The sequence below is a fragment of the Bacteroides salyersiae genome (genome assembly GCF_031172035.1).
Classification (GTDB): domain Bacteria; phylum Bacteroidota; class Bacteroidia; order Bacteroidales; family Bacteroidaceae; genus Bacteroides; species Bacteroides salyersiae.
In genome coordinates, this window is record NZ_CP133452.1 from 1,511,861 (window position 1) to 1,535,846 (window position 23,986).

General features: G+C 40.4%; 16 protein-coding genes and 1 pseudogene. 8 read left to right on the forward strand and 9 right to left on the reverse strand.

Going from position 1 to position 23,986, the window contains the following annotated elements:
• Nucleotides 1-9: 9 nt before the first annotated feature.
• The 8 genes from RB604_RS05570 to RB604_RS05605 form a co-directional block, all read right to left on the reverse strand.
• Nucleotides 10-1,308: an FtsW/RodA/SpoVE family cell cycle protein gene (locus RB604_RS05570; protein ID WP_007479194.1), complete on the reverse strand. Its 1,299-nt coding sequence runs from the start codon at nt 1,306-1,308 to the stop codon at nt 10-12.
• A gap of 47 nt (nt 1,309-1,355) precedes the next feature.
• The gene (murD, locus tag RB604_RS05575) at nt 1,356-2,690 is read right to left on the reverse strand and encodes a UDP-N-acetylmuramoyl-L-alanine--D-glutamate ligase (RefSeq protein ID WP_122282062.1); all 1,335 of its coding nucleotides are present in this window, start codon (nt 2,688-2,690) and stop codon (nt 1,356-1,358) included.
• Between the two features lie 178 nt (nt 2,691-2,868).
• Nucleotides 2,869-4,137 carry a phospho-N-acetylmuramoyl-pentapeptide-transferase gene (gene mraY / locus RB604_RS05580; protein ID WP_122282061.1) on the reverse strand — a complete coding sequence of 423 codons (1,269 nt, stop codon included), beginning with the start codon at nt 4,135-4,137 and terminating at the stop codon, nt 2,869-2,871.
• 55 nt (nt 4,138-4,192) lie between these two features.
• Nucleotides 4,193-5,644: a UDP-N-acetylmuramoyl-L-alanyl-D-glutamate--2,6-diaminopimelate ligase gene (locus RB604_RS05585; protein WP_122282060.1), complete on the reverse strand. Its 1,452-nt coding sequence runs from the start codon at nt 5,642-5,644 to the stop codon at nt 4,193-4,195.
• Nucleotides 5,645-5,660: 16 nt separating this feature from the next.
• Complete coding sequence (locus tag RB604_RS05590) at nt 5,661-7,760, reverse strand: PASTA domain-containing penicillin-binding protein (protein WP_005927199.1); 2,100 nt, start codon at nt 7,758-7,760, stop codon at nt 5,661-5,663.
• Between the two features lie 151 nt (nt 7,761-7,911).
• Nucleotides 7,912-8,271, reverse strand: coding sequence for an FtsL-like putative cell division protein (locus RB604_RS05595; RefSeq protein ID WP_005927197.1), 360 nt, complete (start codon nt 8,269-8,271; stop codon nt 7,912-7,914).
• A gap of 19 nt (nt 8,272-8,290) precedes the next feature.
• Complete coding sequence (gene rsmH, locus RB604_RS05600) at nt 8,291-9,211, reverse strand: 16S rRNA (cytosine(1402)-N(4))-methyltransferase RsmH (RefSeq protein WP_005927195.1); 921 nt, start codon at nt 9,209-9,211, stop codon at nt 8,291-8,293.
• 105 nt (nt 9,212-9,316) lie between these two features.
• The gene (locus RB604_RS05605) at nt 9,317-9,763 is read right to left on the reverse strand and encodes an HU family DNA-binding protein (RefSeq protein WP_122282058.1); all 447 of its coding nucleotides are present in this window, start codon (nt 9,761-9,763) and stop codon (nt 9,317-9,319) included.
• A 644-nt stretch (nt 9,764-10,407) separates the two neighbouring features.
• Here RB604_RS05605 and RB604_RS05610 point away from each other — a divergent pair.
• The 6 genes from RB604_RS05610 (at nt 10,408) to RB604_RS05635 (ending at nt 20,891) form a co-directional block, all read left to right on the forward strand.
• Nucleotides 10,408-11,565 (forward strand): T9SS type A sorting domain-containing protein, encoded by a 1,158-nt coding sequence (locus tag RB604_RS05610; protein ID WP_005927189.1) that lies wholly within the window; start codon nt 10,408-10,410, stop codon nt 11,563-11,565.
• Between the two features lie 20 nt (nt 11,566-11,585).
• A complete protein-coding gene (locus RB604_RS05615) occupies nt 11,586-15,002 on the forward strand; it encodes a hypothetical protein (RefSeq protein ID WP_055293300.1) in 3,417 nt (1,138 codons plus the stop codon).
• Between the two features lie 30 nt (nt 15,003-15,032).
• Entirely contained in the window at nt 15,033-17,093 is a 2,061-nt protein-coding gene (locus tag RB604_RS05620; protein WP_309008947.1) for a DUF6443 domain-containing protein, read from the forward strand.
• Nucleotides 17,094-17,098: 5 nt separating this feature from the next.
• Nucleotides 17,099-18,079, forward strand: a complete 981-nt coding sequence (locus RB604_RS05625; RefSeq protein WP_032536584.1) for an IS982-like element IS1187 family transposase — start codon at nt 17,099-17,101, stop codon at nt 18,077-18,079.
• A 51-nt stretch (nt 18,080-18,130) separates the two neighbouring features.
• On the forward strand, nt 18,131-19,306 hold the full coding sequence (locus RB604_RS05630; protein ID WP_309008949.1) for an RHS repeat domain-containing protein: 1,176 nt from the start codon (nt 18,131-18,133) through the stop codon (nt 19,304-19,306).
• A 427-nt stretch (nt 19,307-19,733) separates the two neighbouring features.
• Nucleotides 19,734-20,891: a hypothetical protein gene (locus RB604_RS05635; protein WP_055293306.1), complete on the forward strand. Its 1,158-nt coding sequence runs from the start codon at nt 19,734-19,736 to the stop codon at nt 20,889-20,891.
• A gap of 140 nt (nt 20,892-21,031) precedes the next feature.
• Here RB604_RS05635 and RB604_RS05640 read toward each other — a convergent pair.
• Nucleotides 21,032-21,427 (reverse strand): annotated as a pseudogene (locus RB604_RS05640) (RNA polymerase sigma factor); the annotation flags it as partial.
• Nucleotides 21,428-21,684: 257 nt separating this feature from the next.
• Between RB604_RS05640 and RB604_RS05645 the strand changes: the two are divergent.
• Together RB604_RS05645 and RB604_RS05650 are read left to right on the forward strand one after the other, a co-directional pair.
• Nucleotides 21,685-23,391, forward strand: coding sequence for a hypothetical protein (locus tag RB604_RS05645; RefSeq protein ID WP_055293308.1), 1,707 nt, complete (start codon nt 21,685-21,687; stop codon nt 23,389-23,391).
• A gap of 166 nt (nt 23,392-23,557) precedes the next feature.
• Entirely contained in the window at nt 23,558-23,980 is a 423-nt protein-coding gene (locus RB604_RS05650) for a DUF3244 domain-containing protein (RefSeq protein ID WP_172680651.1), read from the forward strand.
• Nucleotides 23,981-23,986 lie beyond the last annotated feature (6 nt).

Here is a 23,986-nt window from a genome sequence, read left to right on the forward strand (position 1 = left end):
GTAATTTTCCTATTTCTTTTCTTCTTCGAATTCTGCGTCACTGTTCAGTACTTGTGCAGTCGGTTCGGCGGCTGTCTGCGCTTCTGTTGTGCCGGTTGCTTCTGTCTGCATTTGTAGCTGGGCATTGCGCTCTTTCTGCTCTTCAAGGTAGGCAGTGTAGCGGCTCACACTCAGTATCATACCGATATATGCACAGTTTATCAGTGTCGAAGTACCTCCTTTACTGATCAGTGGCAAAGGCTGCCCGGTTACCGGGAACAGGCCGACGGCCACCATCATATTCAAGATGGCTTGCGATACCAGCATTAAGGCAATCCCCATTACGAGGAAAGCGGGAAAGGTTCGTTCGCATTTTTGCGCGATACGCCCCGCACGTACCAATAACCATATATAGAGACATACCACAAATATACCTCCTACCAGTCCGAGTTCTTCTATGATGATGGCGAAGATGAAGTCGGAGAATGCCTGACTCAGGAAATCACGTTGAACGGAATTTCCCGGTGCTTTCCCTACGACATTACTCGTGGCGATCGCAATGCGGGCGTGAGCAATCTGGGCATCTTTGTCTATGTCGAATTTAGCAGCCGGCACTTCTTCTTTTTCGGTGAAGTTGACGATACGGCTCTTCCAGGTATCAAAACGGTGGAGGAAGGGAATGTCCGAATCTTTCGGGATAGCCAACAGAAATACGACACCTACCGCACCCACCAATCCGAGTGAACCTACCAGCATCAGCAGCTTTCGGGCTGCCACCCTGCCTATAAACATCATCAGGAATACTACTCCGAATAACAACATGGCTGTAGAAAGGTTTTCCGGGGCAATCAGCAGGCAGACGATTCCTGTAATAATCAGGATGTATTTGAATGCTTTCGGATTGGCTCCTTCGTCATCCTGTTTTTTCGACAGGATAAAGGAGACGGCAATGACCACCGCCATTTTTGCCAATTCGGAAGGCTGGAACTGTAAACCCATAAACGACATCCAACGCGCCGCGCCGTTGACACGGTCGCCCGTGATAACTCCCATCAGAGTGACGAAAGCCAACAGCACTACCGAGACAGGGTACAGGAAGACTGGAAACACCTGAAACCATTTGTAAGGGATGTTGTGCATTAGTACCACTACCACTGCTCCCACCATCAGTATGATGGAGTGTTGTGTGATAGGGCCCCAGTGATCTCCGCTTTTATAGGTAAGCGTGCTCGCTGCCGAAAACACCTCGATAATCGAGATGAGGCAGAGACAAAGGAAGATTATCCAGATTACCTTGTCGCCTTTGAATATGTTTTTTAATAAGTCCACTTGATTTATGAATTATAATTTATGAATTATGAGAGAAGATTTATGAATCATAATTCTCTCACATACTCTTTAAATTGATCTCCCCGGTCTTCGTAGCTCTTAAAGAGGTCGAACGAGGCGCAACAGGGGCTCAATAAGACGGTCTCACCCTTCTTGGCCAGCTTGTACGCCGCTTCCACTGCATCTTTCATGCCGGTCTGTATATCGGCTACCGGCAATCCGAGACGGTCGAAGAATGCGTGCAGCTTTTCGTTATGTAATCCTAAGTACACCAATGCGGAGCATTTTTCGCGTACCAGGTCTTCGATTTCCGTATAGTCGTTGCCTTTGTCCTTTCCACCGAGGATGAGGACTGTCTTGGTGGTCATGCTTTGCAGGGCATACCAGCAGGAGTTGACATTGGTGGCTTTAGAATCGTTAATGAAATCGATTCCTCCTACACGGGCCACCTTCTCCAGACGGTGCTCCACTCCTTTGAAGTCGGACAGCGCTTTGCGGATATCATCTTTCGTGATTCCCGCCAGATTGGCCGAGATGCCTGCTGCCAGTGAGTTGTATAGATTGTGCTGTCCGGTCAGTGCCAGCTTCTCCTGTTCCATATTGAAGGCAATCGGTTCGTTGATCTTTACTTCATGATCTTCTACATAGGCAATGACTCCGTCTTCTTTTACTGCGGCAAATGGATATAGGTGTGCTTTCAGTCCGTGTTTCTCCAACTCCCGTTTGATGATAGGGTCATCGTTCCAGAAGATGAAGGCGTCGTCCTGCGTCTGGTTCCGGGTGATACGGAATTTCGCATCTATATAGTTTTGCATGCAGTGGTCGTAACGGTCCAGATGATCCGGTGTGATATTCATCAGGACGGCGATGTTGGCACGGAAATCGTACATGTTGTCCAGTTGGAATGAACTCAGCTCGATAATATAATAATCGTGTTTATCTTCGGCTACTTGCAGGGCCAGACTCTTGCCTATATTACCGGCCAGGCCGACATTCAATCCTGCACTCTTGAAAATGTGATAGATGAGGCTGGTGGTGGTAGTCTTTCCGTTCGAACCGGTGATGCAGATCATCTTGGCATCCGTATAGCGTCCGGCAAATTCTATTTCCGAGATAATCGGTGTGCCTTGTTCTTTCAATTTCAGAATCAACGGAGCATCGTTTGGAATACCCGGGCTTTTAACTACCTCGTCGGCATTCAGAATCATTTCTTCGGTATGATGGCCTTCTTCCCAGGCAATACCGTAGCTGTCGAGCAGTTCTTTGTACTTGTCCTTGATGGCGGACATGTCCGATACGAACGTCTCGAATCCTTTCACTTTGGCTAATACGGCAGCACCCGCGCCACTTTCGCCTGCTCCTAAAATTACAATCCTTTTCATTCTCAATAATGTGTCGATATACCGATGTGGCCGTATGCCACCGGCAACACATAAACTTTAATGGTTAATAATCCGGTTAATTCTCTCTGTTTTATTTATGGGTTCATTGCCGCTTCCCTGCCTTTTCACCTGCATCCGCTTCTTCCCCGATCGGCATATCGGCACATTGAACCATGATTTATCTGATCTTTAATGTGATGATCGTTATTGCTGCCAATACGATTGTTACAATCCAGAAACGAACAGTGATTTTCGATTCATGGAAGAGGTTGTCCGGTTGGGTGAATACCACCCGGCATCCGCTTTCTATCTGGTTCATCGATGTACGGAAATGATCGTGTATCGGCGTACGTTTAAACAGGCGTTGTTTTACCCCTTTTTTCTTTCCGACCTTGTAATAAGCGCGTTGCAGAATGACCGACAGGTTTTCTACCAAAAATACACCGCAAAGAATGGGAATCAACAACTCCTTATGTATAATGATAGCAAATACGGCGATAATACCGCCGATGGTCAGGCTCCCGGTATCGCCCATGAATACCTGCGCCGGATAGGCATTGTACCATAGGAAACCGATCAGTGCACCGATGAAAGCGCATATGAAGATTACCAGCTCCTCCGAACCGGGGATGTACATGATATTCAGGTAACCGGCAAATTCGATGTGGCTCGATACATAGGCCAGTATTCCCAAAGTCAGTCCGATAATGGCAGAGTTGCCTGCTGCCATCCCGTCCATGCCGTCATTCAAGTTGGCGCCATTGGATACGGCCGTCACTACAAAGATGGTAATGATCACAAACAGGATCCATCCGGCAGTCTGGGCATGATCTCCCATAAAAGCTACCAGATCGGCATAGTCGAGGTTGTTGCTTTTGAAAAACGGTATGGTGGTCTGTGTCGATTTCAAGTCGTTTGTCCCGTGCACGACTTCCATCTCGCGTCCCGGTGTCCGTACTTCTATGTTTTCACGAATGACGACGTCCGGGCTGAGATAGAGGGTCAATCCCACAATCAGTCCCAATCCCACTTGCCCGATGATCTTGAATTTTCCGTGCAATCCTTCCTTGTCTTTCTTGAATATCTTGATATAATCGTCGGCAAATCCCAATGATCCCAACCAAACGGTAGTGATAAGCATCAAGATCATATAGATATTATGTAGTTTTCCTAACAGCAGGCAGGGGATCAGAATGGCTACAATGATGATGACGCCACCCATGCTCGGCACTCCTACTTTATTTACACCGAACGGGTCGATTTTGGCATCACGCTGTGTTTCCGTGATCTGCTTTCGCTTCAGCAATTTGATAAACTTATCCCCCCAGATGCTCGAGATCAGCAGTGCCAGAATGATAGCCATCAATGCACGGAATGATGTATAACCAAACATTCCCGCACCGGGAAAGTTGAGTTTGTGTAGCCAGTCAAATAGATAATATAACATTGTAAATAATGATTAGGGGTTAGTGATGAGTGATTGGTGATAAGTGATGTTGTCACTAATCATTCATCACTGATTTCAACTCTTCTTTGTCATCAAAGTGATGTTTCACTCCTTTTATTTCCTGGTAGTTCTCGTGTCCTTTTCCGGCAACGAGAATTACATCTCCTTTTTCGGCCAGCATGCATGCTGTGCGGATAGCTTCCCTGCGGTCTACAATACTGATCGTTTTCTTTCTGTCTCCGGCATCCAAGCCGGCCAGCATGTCATTGATAATATCCTGCGGTTCTTCAAACCGGGGATTGTCCGAAGTAATGATGACACGGTCGCTCGCTTTGGCAGCCTCTTTGGCCATGATGGGGCGTTTCCCTTTGTCACGGTTGCCTCCGGCACCCACCACAGTAATGACTTTACCTCTGCCTTCGAGTACGTCGTGAATGGCATTCAGGACATTGACCAGTGCATCCGGAGTGTGGGCATAATCCACGATTGCCGTATACCCCTGCGGAGAACGGATGGCGTCGAAACGTCCTGCTACCGGGTGTAGTGTACTGAGCGCCACCAGTACATCCTCTTCTTTTTTACCGAGCAATACGGCAGCGCCGAATACGGCAAGAAGGTTAGATGCATTAAATTTACCGATGAACTGTACCATCAGTTCATGGTTGTTGAAGTCGAGCAACATTCCTTCGAAGTGCGATTCCAATACTCGCCCTTTGAAGTCGCTCAGGCTTCTCAAAGAGTAGGTATATACCTTCGAACGTGTGTTTTGCGTCATTACCAGTCCGTTCTTGTCATCCAGATTGGTAAGGCTGAATGCGTTTTTGGGCATATCGTCAAAAAACTTCTTTTTGGCTTTCAGATAGTTCTCTACCGTTTTATGATAATCCAAATGGTCGCGGGTCAGATTCGTAAAGATACCTCCGGCGAATTTTAACCCACTGATGCGTTTTTGGGCGATGGAGTGGGAGCTTACTTCCATAAAAGCATACTTGCAACCTTCGTCCGCCATCCTGCCTAACAGACGGTTCAGTGTGATGGGGTCGGGGGTAGTATGCTCGGTTGGGATTGCTTCGTCATCGATATAGTTGCATACCGTTGAGATGAGTCCTACCTTATATCCGAAATAGCGGAATGTATTATATAATAAGGTGGCGATAGTCGTTTTCCCATTGGTTCCCGTTACGCCTACCAGTTCCATTTTAGAAGTAGGATCTCCAAAAAACAGAGTCGCCATCTTGCCTGTGGCATCCTCGCTGTCTTTCACTTGCACATAGGTGATTCCCTCTGCCGGCTGTTCCGGCAGGTCCTCGCAAAGTACGGCGACGGCCCCTTTTTCTATGGCAGCCGGGATATAGGCATGCCCGTCTGTCTGCGTGCCGCGCATGGCCATAAACAGATGTCCTGCTTCTATCTGTCGGGAGTCTATGTTGATTCCTGTTATTTCTATGTCCGAAGCCCCCACAACCTGTACCGGTTGGATCGCTTTCAGTAATTCGTTCAGTTTCATACCTTATTATATATAATCAGTTCAGATGCAATACGATTGTTTGTCCTTTTCTTACTCTTGTTCCATTGGCTATCGACTGGCTTTTTACCTTGCCTACACCTACCAGATTTACTTTTATCCCTCTGCTTTCGAGCAGATAGACAGCATCCCGTGCGCCCATGCCGATCACGCTCGGAACAAAATCACGCATCAGGTCTCTGCTTTCTAAGATGACGCTTTTGGGGGCGGCATGTGTACTGCCCCAAGTCTCTTTGCCGCTTTTGATTTCGAACTTGGCCTGGCTCTGTATCTTCAGTTCATCGAGTACCCGTTTGGTATCATTCATCTCTCCGGCTTTTACGTCGGGAATTACCACGCTGTTGGTGTCGATGGCGTTTGTCAGTGGCAGACGCAAGTCTTTGGCATATACCCTTTCTGCTATTTTGCCGAATACGCTACCTGCCATCAACCCACCGGAAGCCGGAAGCCCCGGCTTCTGAATGGAGACGATGCAACTGTATTTCGGCGCTTCCGAAGGGAAGTATCCGCAAAAGCTGACTAAATAGTTCGTCCTGCCCGTTTTGTATCCGGCGGCGCCTTGTGAAATCTGTGCCGTTCCTGTTTTGCCGGATACGGCAAACTGCTTGCTGCCTGCCGGTCCTGCCAGTCCCTGATGCACTACCTTGTAGAGAATTTCCCGTATCTGTTTCAGCGTATTATCCGAACAGATTTTCGGGTTGATGACTTCTGTCGGGAACTCCTTTACTACTTCCCCGTCTTTTACAGCCGCTTTTACGAACTTCGGGCGAACCATTACGCCATCGTTCGCTATGGCATTGTAGAATGTCAGTATATTCATCGGGGGCACCTGCGTTTCGTACCCGATACTCATCCACGGGAGGGTAGTCTTGGCAAAATAACGTTCTTTCGGTCCTCTGATGTTGGGCTTTCCCTCTCCTGCGATCTGCAGGTGCAACGGCTGGTCGATGCTCATTCGTTTCAGTCCGTCTACGAACTTTTGCGGGTTGTCATGATAGAATTGGTCGATGATGCTGGATGTCCCCACGTTGGACGACACTTCCAAGATACGGGTTACGTTGATTCTGCCATATCCGCCGCGATGCCAGTTCCAGTCTTTCATCGGCCGTCCGTACATCATTTTGATACCGTTTCCCGTATCCACTTCGTAATCGGGGGTGATGTGCCCGTCTTCAAGAGCCACCATGATAGAAGCTGTCTTAAAGGTGGAACCCGGTTCGAGCATGTCGCTGATGGCATTGTTACGCATTTCGTAATAATTGCCGTCCGCCGCTTTCATCATGTTGACGATTGCTTTCACCTCGCCTGTGGCGACTTCCATTAAAACAGCAACGCCTACACTGGCATTTAGTTCTTTCAACTTATCTACCAATGCTTTTTCACAGATGTCCTGCATGCCCACATCGATGGTGGCGATAAGGTCGCAACCGTCTACGGGAGGAATATCTACGATGTTGAGGTATTTGTTCATCACCTTCTGGCGGTGCGTGATTCCGTCACGTCCTTTCAACAAGGTATCGAAAGCCAGTTCTATTCCATTCTTGGCACCTTGTGCGGTGTCTGCGTAGAGATCGCCCAATGTGCGTGCTGCCAGAGAGCCGAATGGTTTCTTGCGCTGGTTGTAAGCTAACTCATGGAATCCGCCTTTATACTTGTTCATGTTGAAAACAGGCAGGCGTTTGGCCTCTTTATATTGAATGTACGAGATACGTTTCGGGTAAATCAAATAATTGCGGCTTCCTTTTTTCATCCCTTTCTGTAGATGCGCTTTGAATTCAGCCGCACTTTTATCCGGGAATATCCGGTGCAACCCTTCACAGATCTCATTCATATGCTTTTTCAAGGAGTCGGTTTTGGCCGGTGCTCCTGCTTTGAAATCCATATAGATGCGGTATTCGGGCAGTGAACTTGCCATCAGTTTGCCGTCGGAGGAGATGATATTACCCCGATTAGGCTTTACCGTTACATTCTCTTTTACGAAACGGTCGGCAACATCCTGCCAGTATTGTCGCTCGGCAAACATGGTGATGCCTGCTTTTACCACGATTGCTACTCCTATCAGCCCCATTATGAGGATAACAAAGAAGTAACGGGTCATTATGTTTTTTTTATTGACAGCCAAAACTATTTATAATTTATAAATGACAATTGACAAATGGCAATTGACAATTAATGATTGATAATTTACTTTTTCTTTCCTTCTTCACTCTCCATTCTCCCTTTTCCCTTTTTTCTCCTTTCTTCCTTTTTTACTCTATCAGGTAAGGAGGATTTGTAGATGTCTGCAGATCACTCTCTTTGGTCGATATGTATTCCTCGATACGTGACTGACGACTTCTTTCCATCAATTCCGAGCTACGTGTGAGCGCGTCATATTTAATGTCGATAAGTTCTTTCTTCAGCTTATCTATTTCAATCTGCTGTTGTTGACTGGCATATCTGTTATGGATATAGAAGATAATAAATACCATAATGAGTACCAGCAATTTTGTCTGGCGGCGGAAAAAGTCTGTAGCTAAGATATCTCCTCCTAAAATGCTTTTCAAAGAGGCCCTTTTTTTCTTTTTGGGTTCTTTGTTCTCGTTTTTATTTATCTTTTTCTCTTCCATAAGTTTCTATCTCTTCTGCTTATTTCTTTTCTGCGATTCTTAGTTTGGCGCTCCGTGATCTCGGATTGCGTTCTATTTCCTCTTCGTCCGGCACAATGACTTTGTTGTTCACCAATTTAAAAGGCGTTTGCAGGTTACCGAAAAAATCCTGTGTCGTTTTACCTTCCACATTACCGGTTTTCATAATGTTTTTAACCATCCGGTCTTCCAATGAATGGTAAGTGATAACGACTAATCTTCCTCCCGGTTTCAAGGCTTCCGTTGCTGCGGTCAACATTTCTTTCAACGCCTCCATCTCTTGATTTACTTCAATGCGAAGTGCCTGAAACACCTTGGCAAGTTCTTTCTTCTCGCGTTCCCGGCCGAAGAGTGGCTTGATGATCTCCAAAAACTCGCCGATTGTCTTTATTTGTCCGTTGGCACGGGCCTTGACGATGACCGATGCTAATTTGCGACTGTTTTTCAATTCTCCATACAGGTAGAAGATATCTGCCAACCGTTCTTCTGCATAAGTGTTTACCACATCTGCTGCTGTGAGTCCGGCCCGTTTGTTCATACGCATATCCAATGCACCGTCGAAGCGGAAAGAAAATCCTCGTTCACTGTCGTCGAAGTGATGGGAGGATACTCCCAAGTCTGCCAGTATGGCGTCTACTTTCTCTATATCGTGATAGCGTAGAAAGTTGTGCAGGTAGCGGAAATTGCTTCGCACGAAAATGAAGCGCGGGTCATCGACAATGTTTCGTTCGGCATCCTCGTCCTGATCGAATCCTAATAAACGTCCGTCTTTTTCCAAACGCGAAAGTATCTCGCGGGAATGCCCTCCACCACCGAAAGTCACGTCTACATACGTGCCATTCGGGCAGATATTCATTCCGTCTACGCTCTCTTTTAGTAATACCGGTACGTGATATGTCAATTCCTCTTGTGTCTCCTTCATCTGTTCTACCTTATTATATAAGCAAGTGACGGCAAAAATACATATTTCTCAAAGAAAAAAGAACCTCCTGTATGGAAAATATGGAATAAAGTTTTCAACAGATTGTTAAATGTTCCCCGGAGTGTTTTTCTTTTGGGTATTTGCCTTTTTCTGTTCCTGTAGTTGGATGCTTAGAAACTTGGTTTTCATCCGTATCTTTTTCAGAAATGCCGGTGCTGATTTAAAGCCGATACGTGCTACCCATACCTTGTCGGCAGTACACTCTTCCGGTTTTTCCACTCCTTTACTCGTGATTGTGGGAAAGAAATTGCCCAGCCCGTCGATGCTAACGGTGCGTCCTTGGTGCAGATGTTCGGCGATAACACCTGATAACTGTACAAGTACCGACATGACATCCCCGTCTTGCAGTGAACTCTTTTCCGCCAGTTGCCGGGCTATTTCCGCACTGTCGACGGGTTTCTTTTGTAAAGCTCTTGTGGTAGCATAATAACGCACGTTTGTTTCTCCCTTTGTTGTGTCCACCTTCTTGGTAACTACATAATTAATAGCCATATATTCTTCTGTTATTGATAATTATACTTGTACTGTTTATAAATTTGCAACTGTCTTGTTTGTGACTTTATACTTTTGCTTTAAAAACACGGGGATGTCTTGATACAAAACATGGGCATGTTGTAAACAAGAACATCCGGATGTTTTGAACGACAACATGGGGATGTCTTTAGTGCTGAATCTTTTCACAAAGATATGCTAAAGTATATGGCTGTGCAAGTAATAACCATGTGCTACGGCAGTCAAAAAGATATCTTTTTGTTATGCCTTGTAAATGAGTGGGTTGTAACTCATAATAGATTGGAATGGCAAAGAAATGATATATCCCCTCCTCCTATGGATTCCAATTTGCTTTTGTGGAAGAGGTCGCTTGTACTATAAAGTGTGAAGAGAATAATATAAATGATTCAGTTGTTATGTACGCTAATTTTCGGCTTTACGAGGTCTTTTTTGTTTTTTTTGTATTAGGGTCAATGATTTTTTTTTTGAATTGTCCGGGTATTATCATTTTTTTTAATCTCTTTTTTATTGTATCTTTTTGATAAATAGATGTTTATTGGAAAAAGTGTTAGTTGTGATTTGTCCGGGTTATATATTTGGAATTTTTATTTAAAACTCTTTATCTTTATAAAAAATAAATGCATATGAAGTTATTATTGTTCTTTTTGCTACTCTTTGCTCCTTCCCAGATGTCGGCGCAGTTCTTTTTGAGGTGTGCCTCGAATTCTCCTCGGGAAGGAGATTGTATTATTAAACAACAGGTGAAATGTAAATCTCCAGGACCTAAGGGGGAAAATGTTATATGGGATTTTAGTGAACAAGATCTTGTGAATGAGAACTATAAATTAAAATATATTACTCCTAAAACACTTTCTGATTCTATTGTCGGTATAGAGCATCGTACGATGTACTATTATCAATCAATTACAGATTCTCTTTTATTATTGGGATATGAAAATCCAACGACTTGGATACGTTATCGTGAACCGGAGACTTTGCTTATTTTTCCTTTTTCATATGGACACTCTTTTACTGATTATTTCGATGGAATGGGCAACTATTGCAATCGCTTAGGAATACATATACAAGGAAAATCTATTGTAACTGCTGATGCGACAGGGGGCATGATTCTTCCTGATGGGGATACTTTGCGTAATGTTTTACGAATATATACAATTAAGAAAGTGGTGGAAAAAACAAAATTTGTTTCAGAAAAAAGCAAGAATGATACCATCCCTTTTGTTCTCTGTCATGATAGCATAGATTTTCATTTGGCAAATGATTCTGATTGTTTAGAGATAAGTACTTGGCGTTGGTATGCTGACGGCTATCGTTATCCAGTGTTTGAAACGATAAAAAGTATGGCTTATAGATCTGGTAAATGTTATGAACATTTTACGACGTCATTTTATTATCCACCTTATGGACAATCTTATGATTTGAATGATGATCTTGAAAATCAATTACGGCGAGAACGTGTTGATGAAGAAGGAATCAACCGTTTATGGGGAACTGTTGAAAGAGGGAAAGGGAGAAGATATGAAGATGAACATGTGATTTATAGCTTTTATATGGATGAAACGGGTAATCTACAATTGAACTACTTTCTCGAGGAAGATGCGAAAGTTGAAGTAATGCTGTATGACTTTCAAGGACGACAATTATTGAGATCGAATATAGGATTGTTACAGAAGGGAAGTTATCAGGATCGGTTGTCATTTAATATTTATCCTTCTGGTGAATATTTGTTGCAAATATTGGTTAATGGAAAGATGTATGGAGAGAAAATATTGAAACCTTAATAAAATAATACAATTGAGACATGAAACTACTATTAAATGATAAAGTTACAACTTACTTGAAGATTAGCATGCTATTCATTTCTATTCTAAATTGGGAATACTTAAAAGGAGAAAATACGTCTGTAGTACAGGTTGTTCCTGTATCGCCGACTGCTGCTTCTTTAGGACAGTTTGGTTATATTCCAGTTGGGCACTATACTGGTACGGCGGATATTTCGGTTCCTTTGTATGAGATAGCACTTGATGGAAAGAAGTTTCCTATAAATATTGCTTATCATGCATCTGGAATAAAGGTGGCACAAGAGTCCGGTTGTATTGGTTTGGGGTGGGCACTACAAGGATATGGAGCTATAACGAAGCAAGTTCGTGGTTTTGATGATTTTGAGTCATTCCCTAAAGGCTATTATTGGAATACAAATTTACCAATACCAACAGAAGATAATGGATATGATTACCAAAATGGATCAGTTAGTGAATGTAAGGATTATTCGATTTATAGTCAAAGAGACGGAGAGCCCGACTTATTTCATTTTAATTTTGGAAATTATAGTGGTACTATGTTTTTTCAATGCAATGGGGTTGGGAATAACTTAGCTAATAGAGCCTATCCGTTATTGACAAAAGTGAAAGATAATCTTAAGGTGGAATATAATATTGAAAGTAAAAGTTGGGAAATAGTAGATGGAGATGGATATATTTATTATTTTAATACATATGAAATGACAGAGTCTTATCAGTTTTCAACTACTAGTAATTCAAAATTGTCTAATACTATTCGTGGGTGGATAATGCATGACTCTAGAGGAATACAACCAGATGTTATTACTACATGGTATTTGGATTCTATTGTATCTCCTCAGAAGAATAAAATAACATTTGAATATGGAGAAGATTATATTTACACTCAAAAACAAAGACAGGAAACTATTTACCATTTAGTGGATGCAGTTCCTGCTCGGTTTGCTAGTGGTATGATTCATGATTTAGAAAATTATGTATATTCATTTTCTAAAATAAATCAGAAAGTATTAAAGAAAATAGTTACAGACTTGTTGACAATAGAGATTATTACTGATAACAGGTTGGATATTGAATCAGTACAGACTACGAAGCTCCCTCAAAAAGTATCAGAAATAAAAATAAAGGATAATTCTGGTTTGGTTGTAAAAAATATAATTTTTGACTATGAATATGTAGGTCTTGTGTCGAACTATTGTAGCTGCCGCCTTTTCTTGAAACGTGTGACAGATAAAGCTGGGGAAGAACGACACGTGTATGAGTTTACATATGATAGAGCTTCTAAGCTTCCGAATAAAGATTCAAATGCCATTGATGATTGGGGATATTATAATGGTAAGACTATTTCGGATAGACGTTGGGGTACCGAACAGCAGCAAGGAGGGGAATCTAATATTACTTATGTGCCTGCTTATCGTTTGAAGACAATGAGCCCTTTGTCGGGATATACTTATGATTTGAGTTATTTAGGAAGAAGTCGTGAGGTTGTTAATGAATATGTTACATGCGGAATGTTGTCTTCAATGAAATATCCGACAGGATTAATTACGAATTTTGAATACGAACCTCACGCTATTCAAAATGGAAGTAATAGTACTCTTCAAAAAGAACAAGTGGTATTAGGAGTTGCTTATTATCAAAACTTTCTTTGGGATGAAGATGAAGATGAGAATATGTATGAGAATTCTAAAATGGCTGCTTTTACATTGACAAAAGAAACTGAAATTACATTGCAATGGAGAGTTCTTACTTATGATGAAGAGCCTAAAAAAGATGAGGATGGAGAAGTTTCTTTTTATAGATGTGCATTTTTAAAAAATGAATCGGGGAAAATTTTGAAAGAGATAAGTGTTGTTGAAAGAGAAATGGGACGATTTATTTTGCAAAAACTTGTACTTCCCGCAGGAAAGTATACTGTAAATGTTGCAACTCAGAATATTATAACTCCCGGAAATTATGGTATGTCGTTAAGTGTCAGTATGGAGGTTGTGAAAAATATAGATACAAATGTTGTGTCTAAAGGTGGAGGTGTTAGGGTGAAAAGAATCTATAGTACGTTTGAGGGAAAAATAATTTCTGACTTAAAATATGGCTATATGAAAAAAGGGAAAAGTACAGGATTGTTGATGAATAGTCCGGTTTTTACTTATCCCTTTACAACAAGAAATTTGACCTTAAGGGGAGTGTATGATATTGGAGGAGTTAGGGTTGATGTGATAGATGTGACCGGATTTTATGTTTGTGGTATGTCTTATCCATATACTCCTTTTAGTTTTTCTGCTATGGGAGCTTCTGTGGGATATAGTACGGTTACTGTTCGCGAGAATTTTTGTACAGGGTATGAAGAATATTCTTATTATAATGTACCGGATAGAGCATTATCTTCGGATGAATCTTATATACCGGGATTTCCCACTACAGGGAGTTTGCGAAATGGGCAATTATTGTCGAAAATACTCTATGATGATGACGGGGGAAAGGTAGAGGAAACAAATTATATTTATACCGTAGATAGACAAGAAACGGTTAAAGGCTTTAAGGTGTATATTCCTTTAATATTCTCAACATTTTCGACAAGTGAATTTGACTATATATATGCCAGGTTTTATGATACGGTATCTGAGAGATGGAATTTGACACGAGAAATAACAACTACATATGACCCTAGTAATTATGGCAGTAATTATGGGACTCCATCAGTTCAGTTTTATAAAGATTATAAATATTTATCTTCCAATGATTTACCGTCTATGGTGTCCTATGGTAATAGTGATAAGAGTATTAGGCAGATACAATATAAATATTCAACCGATTATGCGGATCAGATGTCGCAAAAGATGAGGAACCGCAATCTTGTTAATAAACCTCTTGAAACAATTTATATGTGTGGCGGTTCTGTTACAAAAGCAGAAAAAACGAGTTATATAGATACTTTAGGGTTGATTCTACCTAAAATAGTGTATGCTTTAAAAGCATCCTCTCCGCTTTCGTTGTCTATGTATAGTTCATTCTATCGAAAAAAATATTCGATAGACCTATATAATAAACATGGTAAAATTGTACAGATGTCTGAAAAAGATAATATACCTGTAACATACTTGTGGGGATATAAAAGTATTTATCCGATAGCAGAGATCCGGAATGCTACTTATAATGAGGTGGCTATGCACCTTAGAAATATTGATTCATTTGAGAATTCTTTGTCTCCGATTATGACGTCTATAGAAAATCTACGCTCTTTACTAAAGAAATCGCTGATTACTACTTATACTTATAAAGTACCGTGGGGAATTCAAAAGACAGTATCTCCAACAGGGATGAATACTACCTATAACTATGATCTTTTTGGACGTCTGCAAACGATTTTGGATCATAATGGGAAAGTTGTTAAGCGTTTAAAATATAATTATAAACAATAAATTTTGTAGGTAAGTTAAATTTGAAGAAGTATGAAGTATTTATATATCTTTATTTTATCCTGTTTAACGTTGAATTTATACTCTCAAGACTCTTGTAAGAATTATATTCATTCTTACGTGATGTTGGATCAGGCAGCGAGTAAATGTATAGAAACGATTCAATATTTTGATGGTTTAGGGCGCTCTTTTATGACCGTTCAAAAAGGGGTAACTCCTTCTCGAAAAAACCTTTTGACTGAGCAATGGCGTGATGAAACAGGGCGTCTCGTAGAGGATCGTCTCCCTATAGTGACAACATCAGACCGCGTTTATTCATATAAAGAAGCTATGGCTACTTATAATGATGGAGTGTATTATACGGAATATGCTTACGACTATTCTCCATTGAAGCGCGTAATTAGTATAATGGGGCCTGGTGAAAATTTCTCAAGAGATTTGTCTACAGGATATTCCTCTAATAAAGCAACAGGGATACTTTTGTGTAAACTTTATAAAGTCACGTTTACAGGGGAACTTGTTTTAAATGGCAATTATGCAGAAAAGGAGTTGTTTGTTGTAAGAGAGAAAGACGAAGATCATAATGAGACTTATACCTTTAGGGATAAGCAAGATCGTAAAGTGTTAGTCCGTCAGATGTTAGGTGATATACCACATGATACCTATTTTGTGTACGATGCTTGTGATAATCTGATTTTTGTTCTTCCGCCAGCTTACCAAGACGAGCCTGATTTGGATTTATATGCTTATCAATATAAATATGACAACTGGGGCCATTGTATAGAGAAAAAAATTCCGGGATGTCAACCAATCAAATATGTGTATGATCAGGCAGATAATTTGATTTTTTCACAGGATGGTGTACAGAGAGAAAAATTAGAATGGACTTTTTATCTGTATGATAATTTTCATCGGTTAACTGTCAAAGGAATATGTGGAAATACTAACACTTCTTCGGTGAGTGAAAGGATAGTGGTATGCTCATTAAATAAAGATGATAGTGGTATTATTCCTGATGGATTGGAGAATACTGGTTATAGTTCTGACTTTGAGCTTGTTTCTCCAATAATTCATCAGGTTAATTATTATGATGACTATTCCTTTTTGTCATTGGTCGGTTTCCAGAATCGTGCTAAATTTCCTGCTCAAACTGTAGCGGCGAATGGCTTTTTAACAGGAAGTATATCTTCAGTACTCGATACTTCTGCCAAACTATATACTGCGGCTTATTATGATATAAAGGGCCGACCCATTCGGGTTACTCAAGATGATCATCTTGGTGGATATAAAATAACTGTTACTAATTATACTTTTACAGGTAAGCCTTCGCAGGTGGTCAATGCTCATTATCATACAAAAGAAACAGCTAAACTTGAAATATATAAATATACTTATGATCATGCAGATCGATTAGTAAAAACGACCCATCAATTAGGCCCTAATGCCCCTATTGTTGTGTTGTCTGAAAATACTTATGATGAATTGGGACGATTATCAACCAAAACTTATCATCAGAATGATTCGCTTAAAAGTACATATACTTATAATATTCGTAATTGGCTGACTGGTATTACTGGCTCAAAGTTTACTCAAAAATTGTTTTATAATGAACAAGATGAAGACAATACCCCTTGCTATAATGGGAATATTAGCCAGATGAATTGGTCTGTTACTTCGGAAGCTGGTCTTATACGCAATTATAATTTTCAATATGATGAATTGAATCGTCTAAAGAGAGCTATATATGGAGAAAGTAATGATGATCCTAACTATTGTCCTGATTATGGAGTTGATTATGTATATGATAAAATGGGTAATTTGACTCTCGTGAGACGTTATGGACTTTTAAATAAACCGGATGATTTTGATATGATTGATGATTTATTTATAGATTATAATGGGAATCAGTTAAAAGCAATAGACGATAATTCAGCGGGAGATCCTCTTTATGAGGGAGCTTTTAATTTTGTAGATGGTTCGTCTAAACCGCAGGAATATTTTTATGATGCAAATGGAAGTTTGGTTAAAGATTTAAATAAAGGAATTACTTCAATTAGATATAATAGACCCGTTGGCGGAATTAATTTAAGTTGATAAATATGAGTAAAAAGTTGTACATGTCGCTGATTTTTAGTAACTTAGTGGTGATTAAAACATTAAGTTCAAACCATCGTATGTACAACCTTTATGCAAAATTCGTCAAAATACTTGAGATATGCAAGCAATTCTCTGAAAATCTCGTCAATGATTCGGGTAATGTTCCACGTCGTGGTCCTGTTCCCAAGTTTTCGGATTTGGAAGTGGTGGCGCTATCCCTGACGGCAGAGACCGAGAGCATTGATAGTGAGAAGTGGTTGTTCGACTATAAATTGCAAGAATACAAGGACAGCATTCCCAATCTCATATCAAGGAGACAGTTCAATGACCGCAGGAAGAAAACGTCAGGCCTGTGTGAGGAACTGCGCAAGCGGATTGCCATGGAAATGGATGGCGGAGAGGAACAATTCTTTGTTGACTCCAAGCCGATAGAGGTCTGTAGGGTTGCAAGAGGAAAACGTTGCAAGATGGGGCGTGCCGGCAATTTCTCGCAAGCTCCCGACTTCGGCTTCTGTGCTTCGCAGAACACGTATTATTTTGGTTATAAGTTACACGCTCTCTGTGGGTTAAGTGGAGTTATCCATTCCTATGATCTGTCAAAGGCAAGTGTGGCTGACCTCCATTATATGAAGGATGTAAAACATACTTATCACGACTGTAGCATCTATGGTGACAAAGGGTATATTGGAGCTGACGTACAGCTTGACTTGTTCGAAACCGCACACATAAGACTGGAGTGTCCGTATCGGCTCAACCAAAAGGATTGGAAACCGACATTCATTCCGTTTGCAAAGGCAAGAAAGAGGATTGAGACAATATTCTCACAACTTACAGACCAGTTCTTGGTCATCAGGAACTACGCGAAAATAACGAATGGTTTGTTTGCCAGAATCATTGGCAAAATTAGTGCACTTACCATTCTGCAATACGTAAACTTCATTAACGACAAGCCCATTGGCAGAATTAAGTATGCACTAAATTAATTCCGCCAACAGGTTAATAGTTTAAATTTGCCTTCGCAAGTAATTCTACATATGAGTGGATATATCGATTATCAATACAGTGCGGATGGTGTAAAACGCCGTAAAGAGTCTTATACGAAATTGGAACAGGTAGTCGATCCGATTCCGGGTTTTCAAATATCGAATAACTTAGCTTCTTCTTTAGCAATGCAACGGGATGTATCTAACCTTGTTTTAGATTCACGCGCACGCTATAAGGGATATACTTGTACCGATTATTGTGGTAATTTTATATATGAAGACGGGGAGTTAAGCAGAATCTTAACGGAAGACGGATATATAACATTGAATGGTAATGTGTCTACTTATCATTATTATTTACGTGATCATCAAGGAAATAATCGAGTTGTGGCAGATCAATATGGTACTGTAGAAGAGGTGAATCATTATTATCCTTACGGTGGTTTATTTGGAGAAGGAGTGGAAAAGAGTAAGCAGCCTTACAAATATGGCGGTAAGGAATTGGATAGGATGCATGGGCTAGATTGGTATGATTTCGGTGCGAGGCCTTATGATGGAGTCGTCGGAGGATTTTTAACAATAGATCCTTTTTGTGAGAAATATTATTCGATAAGTCCGTATGCATACTGTGCGAATAATCCTATCAGATTCATTGACCCTGATGGGAGAGAACCGAGAATTTATGTGGAAACACAAGGTTTTGGACACGTATTTGTAACAACAGGAACAGGTAATAACACTACTGTTTATACTTATGGCAGATATGGTGAATTAGGTAAAAATAAAAGTTCCGCAAGAAGTACAACGCCAACAGGAGAAGGAGTTCTTATAAAATTGACTGGCGATGAAGCAAAATCATTTATTCAAGACCAAATAACAAACAAAGGAGCTGTCGCTTTTGAGTTTACCAAAGGGTCTGATGAAGCAGTGTCAAAGCATTTTGATGGCAAATTTGATAGTTCTAATAAAACTCCAGCAAAAGGTGATTATGTTGGTAAAGAAAATGCGAAAGTGATTGATACATATAATGTACTTACTAATAATTGTGTTACTACTTCTGTGGAAGGTGTACAAAGTGGGTCAAAACAAGATTTAAAGCTTGGTAATTTGAAAGGTCCTATGGCGGTAAGAGATGTACTTAATGTACAGTCAGAACAAAGAGAAAGTAATGTGATAAAAATTCCTACTGAAGAAATCAAAAAGGAATTAAAGCTACCCAATGAATAACTTTGGTAATTATGAATACAATATTAAAAAAGATACTTCTTTCACTGTTTATAATAGTGTCGTTGGTGATAATCATTTACGGATTGTTGTTTATTATCAGTCAAATGGTCAATATGAAATACTATTTTGACCATTCTCTTCCAACTCCGATATACAGTAGCGAGAACACAATACCAATTTGCAAAAAAGAATTTTTCCAAGAATTGATTTTATTTGCTAAAATTATTGTTGGTTATGCTATATGTGGATTGGTTTTGTCAATCTTTGTCATAAGGAGAAAATAATTTTAGCAAGGTTTATGTTTTCGTAGTACGCCCCCCTTTTGCCCATAGTAATTTTCTGGGCTTGGTGTCGCTTTTTAGATAAATCAAAATGGTGTCGGAAATATCTCTTTTATGATTTAATAGGTTTATAAAATATTACAAAGATGGATTTAAAACAGTTACTAATTAGTTTCTCAGTACTTTGGGTTTCATATTCCGTATTTGCCCAAGATAATTATAACAAGGGATATATCATTACCCTTAAACAGGATACTGTGCAAGGGTTAATCAATTTGCGGACGGATAAGATAAATGCAGCTTGCTGCATGTTTAAGTCGGATATGGATGCATCTCCTGTTATTTATTACCCCGGTGATATCCAAGAATATCATTTTGTGAACGATGGAAAATTGTATGTTTCGCGTTCGGTTGAATTGAGTCATGGCAGTACTGTTCAACTATTTCTGGAGTGCTTATTTCAGGGTATGAAGAATTTGTATTACTATGAAAGCGAGGATAATAAAGAGTTTTATTTTATAGAAAGTCATGACAGGTTGGTGAAATTGGATGCACCTTTGATTGAAAATACACAGAGCGATGGGCGTACGTTTAAGAAAGAAGTGAATCGTTATATTCCGACATTACACTATGTCTTTCGGGATTGTTTCGGGATTCAGGATAAAATAGATCGTACCCCTTTTACGCATAAGGGAATGGTCGATCTGGTGAAAGCTTATCACGGTATGATGTGTAACAATGAAGAAGACTGTATCGAGTTTGTGGCAAAGGCGGACAAACCGAAAATTCATGTCGCTGTAACTCCGTATATCGGTTTGCAAAAATACACTTCGCACGATGATCTAAAAGAATATGGAAAACCTGTACTAACATACTTGGTGGGGGTTAATGCTGCTGTTTCTTGTCCCCGTTGGATAAGTTCGCTTAGTTTGGTTGTCGATTTGTCTGTGTCCAAGCTGTCGGCGAAGGATACAAGAAGGAAGAGCGACTATTCAAGTATATTGCTCTCCGGCAAGTTGGGTGGGGGATATACTTTTCCGAGGGGAGCAGTACGTCCTTTTATTGGAGCCGGTGCAGTGGTCTGTGGCTTTCTATCGGCTAAGTATAAAATAGGGAACACACGGTTGGAACCCTTTGGTGGAGCTTTTCCAGGATATTATGTAAATCTTGGTTTGCTGATTCCCGTTTCTAAAAAATGGCAACATGCTATCATGATTCGTGCGCAATTAGAAGGAACGAGGGATACTTTTGCACGGAACAGTGTCTTTACCGGATGGTCCGGTGTTTTGGGCTATTCATTCTGACAGGAATGAAATAAAAAAAGGAGCAAGTATGGAAATCTCTTCCTCTTGCTCCTAAATTAACACAACTAAAAATCTGCACTAAAAATTGCTCATGTAGAAATAGAAATCGATAAGTCGTCGGTTTAGGTTATATAATGCGATTATCTGAAATCTTTCAATTCTTCCTGTAGCTTTTGGCGTGTAAAGAAGATCCTGCTCTTTACGGTTCCCAACGGTAGATTGAGCTTTTCTGCAATTTCGCGGTATTTGAATCCGGAAACATGCATTGCAAAGGGCACTTTGTATTCTTTTGGCAGTGAGTTTACTATGCGGTGCATTTCTTTCAGGTCATACGAACTTTCCGTGCTCTCGAATCCCGATTCCTGTGGAAGGCTCAAGTGGTAGAGGTTCTCTGTTCTGTCTACGAAAGTCTGATCACGTACTACTTTTCTGTAGTTGTTGATAAAGATATTGCGCATGATGGTATACATCCATCCTTTAAAGTTGGTATCCGGCATATATTTGTCCTCATTGTCCAATGCTTTTGAAACCGTCTTGTTTGTGACTTTTGAACGACAACATGGGGATGTCTTTAGTGCTGAATCTTTTCACAAAGATATGCTAAAGTATATGGCTGTGCAAGTAATAACCATGTGCTACGGCATAACAAAAAGATATCTTTTTGTTATGCCTTGTGAATGAGGGGGTTGGGATCCATATAGAGACGCCGTGGATTTTATACTGGTAATTTAAGGTGTGCGTAATATTTTATTAGCAGGATTTTTCACTATTTTTGTATTCGACAAAAAAAATTATGATGAGACGATTGCTATCTATTTTCTGCTTTTTGGTTTTGCTTTGTTCTTTTTGGGCGGCTTGTGACCCTGTGGATAAAAGATTGTCTATTGTAGAAACGTTGGTGGAAGAGAAGCCGGATAGTGTATTAAATATCCTCCGGACCTCCTTTTCTGTGCAGGAATTAAACGATAGGGATCAAATGCGTTACCATTTATTATTGATACAGGCTATGGACAAATGTGGCCAGTCCATTGTAGAAATGGATTCATTGATTGATTTGATAACCGGTTATTATGCCGATTCGGATAATTTTGGTAATAAAGCATTTTGTTATTTTTATAAAGGCCGTATCTGTTATGATATTGGGCATTATGAAGAGGCGACTGTTGCTTTTAAGAAAGCCGAAGAATACGCTTTACGTGCAGGGAATAAGCGGTTGGTAAGTTTGATTTGTAATAATTTAGGCTATACTGATTATGAATCGGATTTGTATCCTGAAGCTATTGTACAGTTCCGAAAGGTTTTTAATTATGCAGAAGATTGCCGGGATACTTTGCGCATGATATCTAACTTACAAAATATAGGTCAGTGTTTTATATTGTTGGAGCAGCCGGATAGCGTTTCTTATTGTGTGGAGAAAATGCAGTCTTTGCTGCCGGGTGTAAAAGCGGATGAAAAATTTTGTGATATTTGGCATAACATGGCTGTTCTCTATTTCTATTGCGGTAGTCCGGATAAAGCACTCGGTTATCTCGGGGAGACAATGAAAAAATCCCGGAATTCGGATAAGTTATACCGTTCTTATGTTGTTATGGGTGAGCTTTATTATGAGCAAGGAGATAAAGACAAGGCACAACAATGTTGGAAAGTTGCGTGTGCTACGGAAGACCCGGAAGTAAAAGCTTATCTCTATAAATGTCTGTCTGATTTCGCGTATGCAGAAGGAGATTATAGGGTGGCTGCTGATCGTGCTGTTTCTTATATTGCTTATGCCGATTCTTTGTATCGGCGCACAACTGCGAAAGAAGTTGCAGAGATTCAGGCCCGCTATGATAATGAAGTGTTGAAGGTTGCCAACCTGCAATATAAGATTTTTCTTTTGTGCTTGTCTTTGTTTTGTATCGTCATTCTTTTTATCATTTGGTTGTTATATGCGAAGAATAAGAAGGAGAAAACTGTAATGGAGATTCGTTTCCGGAATATCATTTCTCAGAAAGAGCAGGAGATCAGTTCCTATAAGTTGAGTCTGGAATTGGCCGAAAGTTCCGAACGGAAAAACTCAGAAGGGATAGAAAGGCTTCGAAAATTGGTTGAGGAACGCGAGAGCGAGTTGAGTGAGCTGAAGGAGCTTTACAAAGCAAAGCGTGCCAATTATCAGAAAATGTGTACTTGTGTCTCCATTGTTAATGGTATGAATATCTGTCAAAATGCGTTGACTGGTAAAAAGCGTACAACATTGCAAACAAAAGACTGTAAAGATGTCGTTGTTTACTATCAGACCGTTGATGCCGCCTTTATCGTTTCTTTGGAAAAAGTGTTGGCCGGTCTTACTCCTCAGGATAAGTTAGTGTGTATCTTGTTTCGTATCGGGTTGACTCATCAACAGGTGGCCGATTTTTTAGGGAATACGTCCGAGACTTTGAGTCGAAGAAAATCGCGGTTGAAATCAAGATATGTGCATGCAGATGCTCGTAAACTGGAAGATTTGATCTGTACTTTATAAAAATGCTTCTTAATTTGTCTATGTGAATGCACGCTTACAGGGTGGTGTAGAACGTGTCTGTGACTTATTCTATTGATAATAAGCGTTTTATTTGTCTATGTGAATATTTCTTTCCTCCCCTTAATTTTTCTTACGTTTGGGCATTAACTTTTAAATGATCAAATGTATGAAGAAGATTTACTTTTTATTATTGGGACTGTTTTTGATGTCTTCAATTCCTTTTTTTGCGAATACCTTTTCTGCAACCGGTGTTATTATGGATGATGGTGGCAAAAAAACTACGGATAAAGCTACTACTATTGTTTTGAAAGGAAGATTTATCAAACAACCGGAACGTTCGTTGCCTTTGGCTGCTCCTGTAGATGCTGTTTTTGTGGAAAATGAGGGTATTTATCTGAATGCTTCCTCCTCCTTGTCTGATGTTACGGTAAACGTGTTGAAAGACGGATGTGTCATTTACGAATCTTTTGTTGATCTTCCGGCTGATGTTGAAGTACTTGTTCCTGTTGTTTGTTCCGGTTCAGGTACGTATGTCTTACGTCTCACGAATCCGCAGGATGGCTTTCTGGAGGGGGAATTTATTCGTTAATATAAA

Coding starts and splice junctions, on each gene's coding strand:
- murD (WP_122282062.1), bottom strand. CDS start 2,690: ATGAAAAGGATTGTAATTTTAGGAGCAGGCGAAAGTGGCGCGGGTGCT.
- mraY (WP_122282061.1), bottom strand. CDS start 4,137: ATGTTATATTATCTATTTGACTGGCTACACAAACTCAACTTTCCCGGT.
- RB604_RS05585 (WP_122282060.1), bottom strand. CDS start 5,644: ATGAAACTGAACGAATTACTGAAAGCGATCCAACCGGTACAGGTTGTG.
- RB604_RS05590 (WP_005927199.1), bottom strand. CDS start 7,760: ATGACCCGTTACTTCTTTGTTATCCTCATAATGGGGCTGATAGGAGTA.
- RB604_RS05595 (WP_005927197.1), bottom strand. CDS start 8,271: ATGGAAGAGAAAAAGATAAATAAAAACGAGAACAAAGAACCCAAAAAG.
- rsmH (WP_005927195.1), bottom strand. CDS start 9,211: ATGAAGGAGACACAAGAGGAATTGACATATCACGTACCGGTATTACTA.
- RB604_RS05605 (WP_122282058.1), bottom strand. CDS start 9,763: ATGGCTATTAATTATGTAGTTACCAAGAAGGTGGACACAACAAAGGGA.
- RB604_RS05610 (WP_005927189.1), top strand. CDS start 10,408: ATGAAGTTATTATTGTTCTTTTTGCTACTCTTTGCTCCTTCCCAGATG.
- RB604_RS05615 (WP_055293300.1), top strand. CDS start 11,586: ATGAAACTACTATTAAATGATAAAGTTACAACTTACTTGAAGATTAGC.
- RB604_RS05620 (WP_309008947.1), top strand. CDS start 15,033: ATGAAGTATTTATATATCTTTATTTTATCCTGTTTAACGTTGAATTTA.
- RB604_RS05625 (WP_032536584.1), top strand. CDS start 17,099: ATGAGTAAAAAGTTGTACATGTCGCTGATTTTTAGTAACTTAGTGGTG.
- RB604_RS05630 (WP_309008949.1), top strand. CDS start 18,131: ATGAGTGGATATATCGATTATCAATACAGTGCGGATGGTGTAAAACGC.
- RB604_RS05635 (WP_055293306.1), top strand. CDS start 19,734: ATGGATTTAAAACAGTTACTAATTAGTTTCTCAGTACTTTGGGTTTCA.
- RB604_RS05645 (WP_055293308.1), top strand. CDS start 21,685: ATGATGAGACGATTGCTATCTATTTTCTGCTTTTTGGTTTTGCTTTGT.
- RB604_RS05650 (WP_172680651.1), top strand. CDS start 23,558: ATGAAGAAGATTTACTTTTTATTATTGGGACTGTTTTTGATGTCTTCA.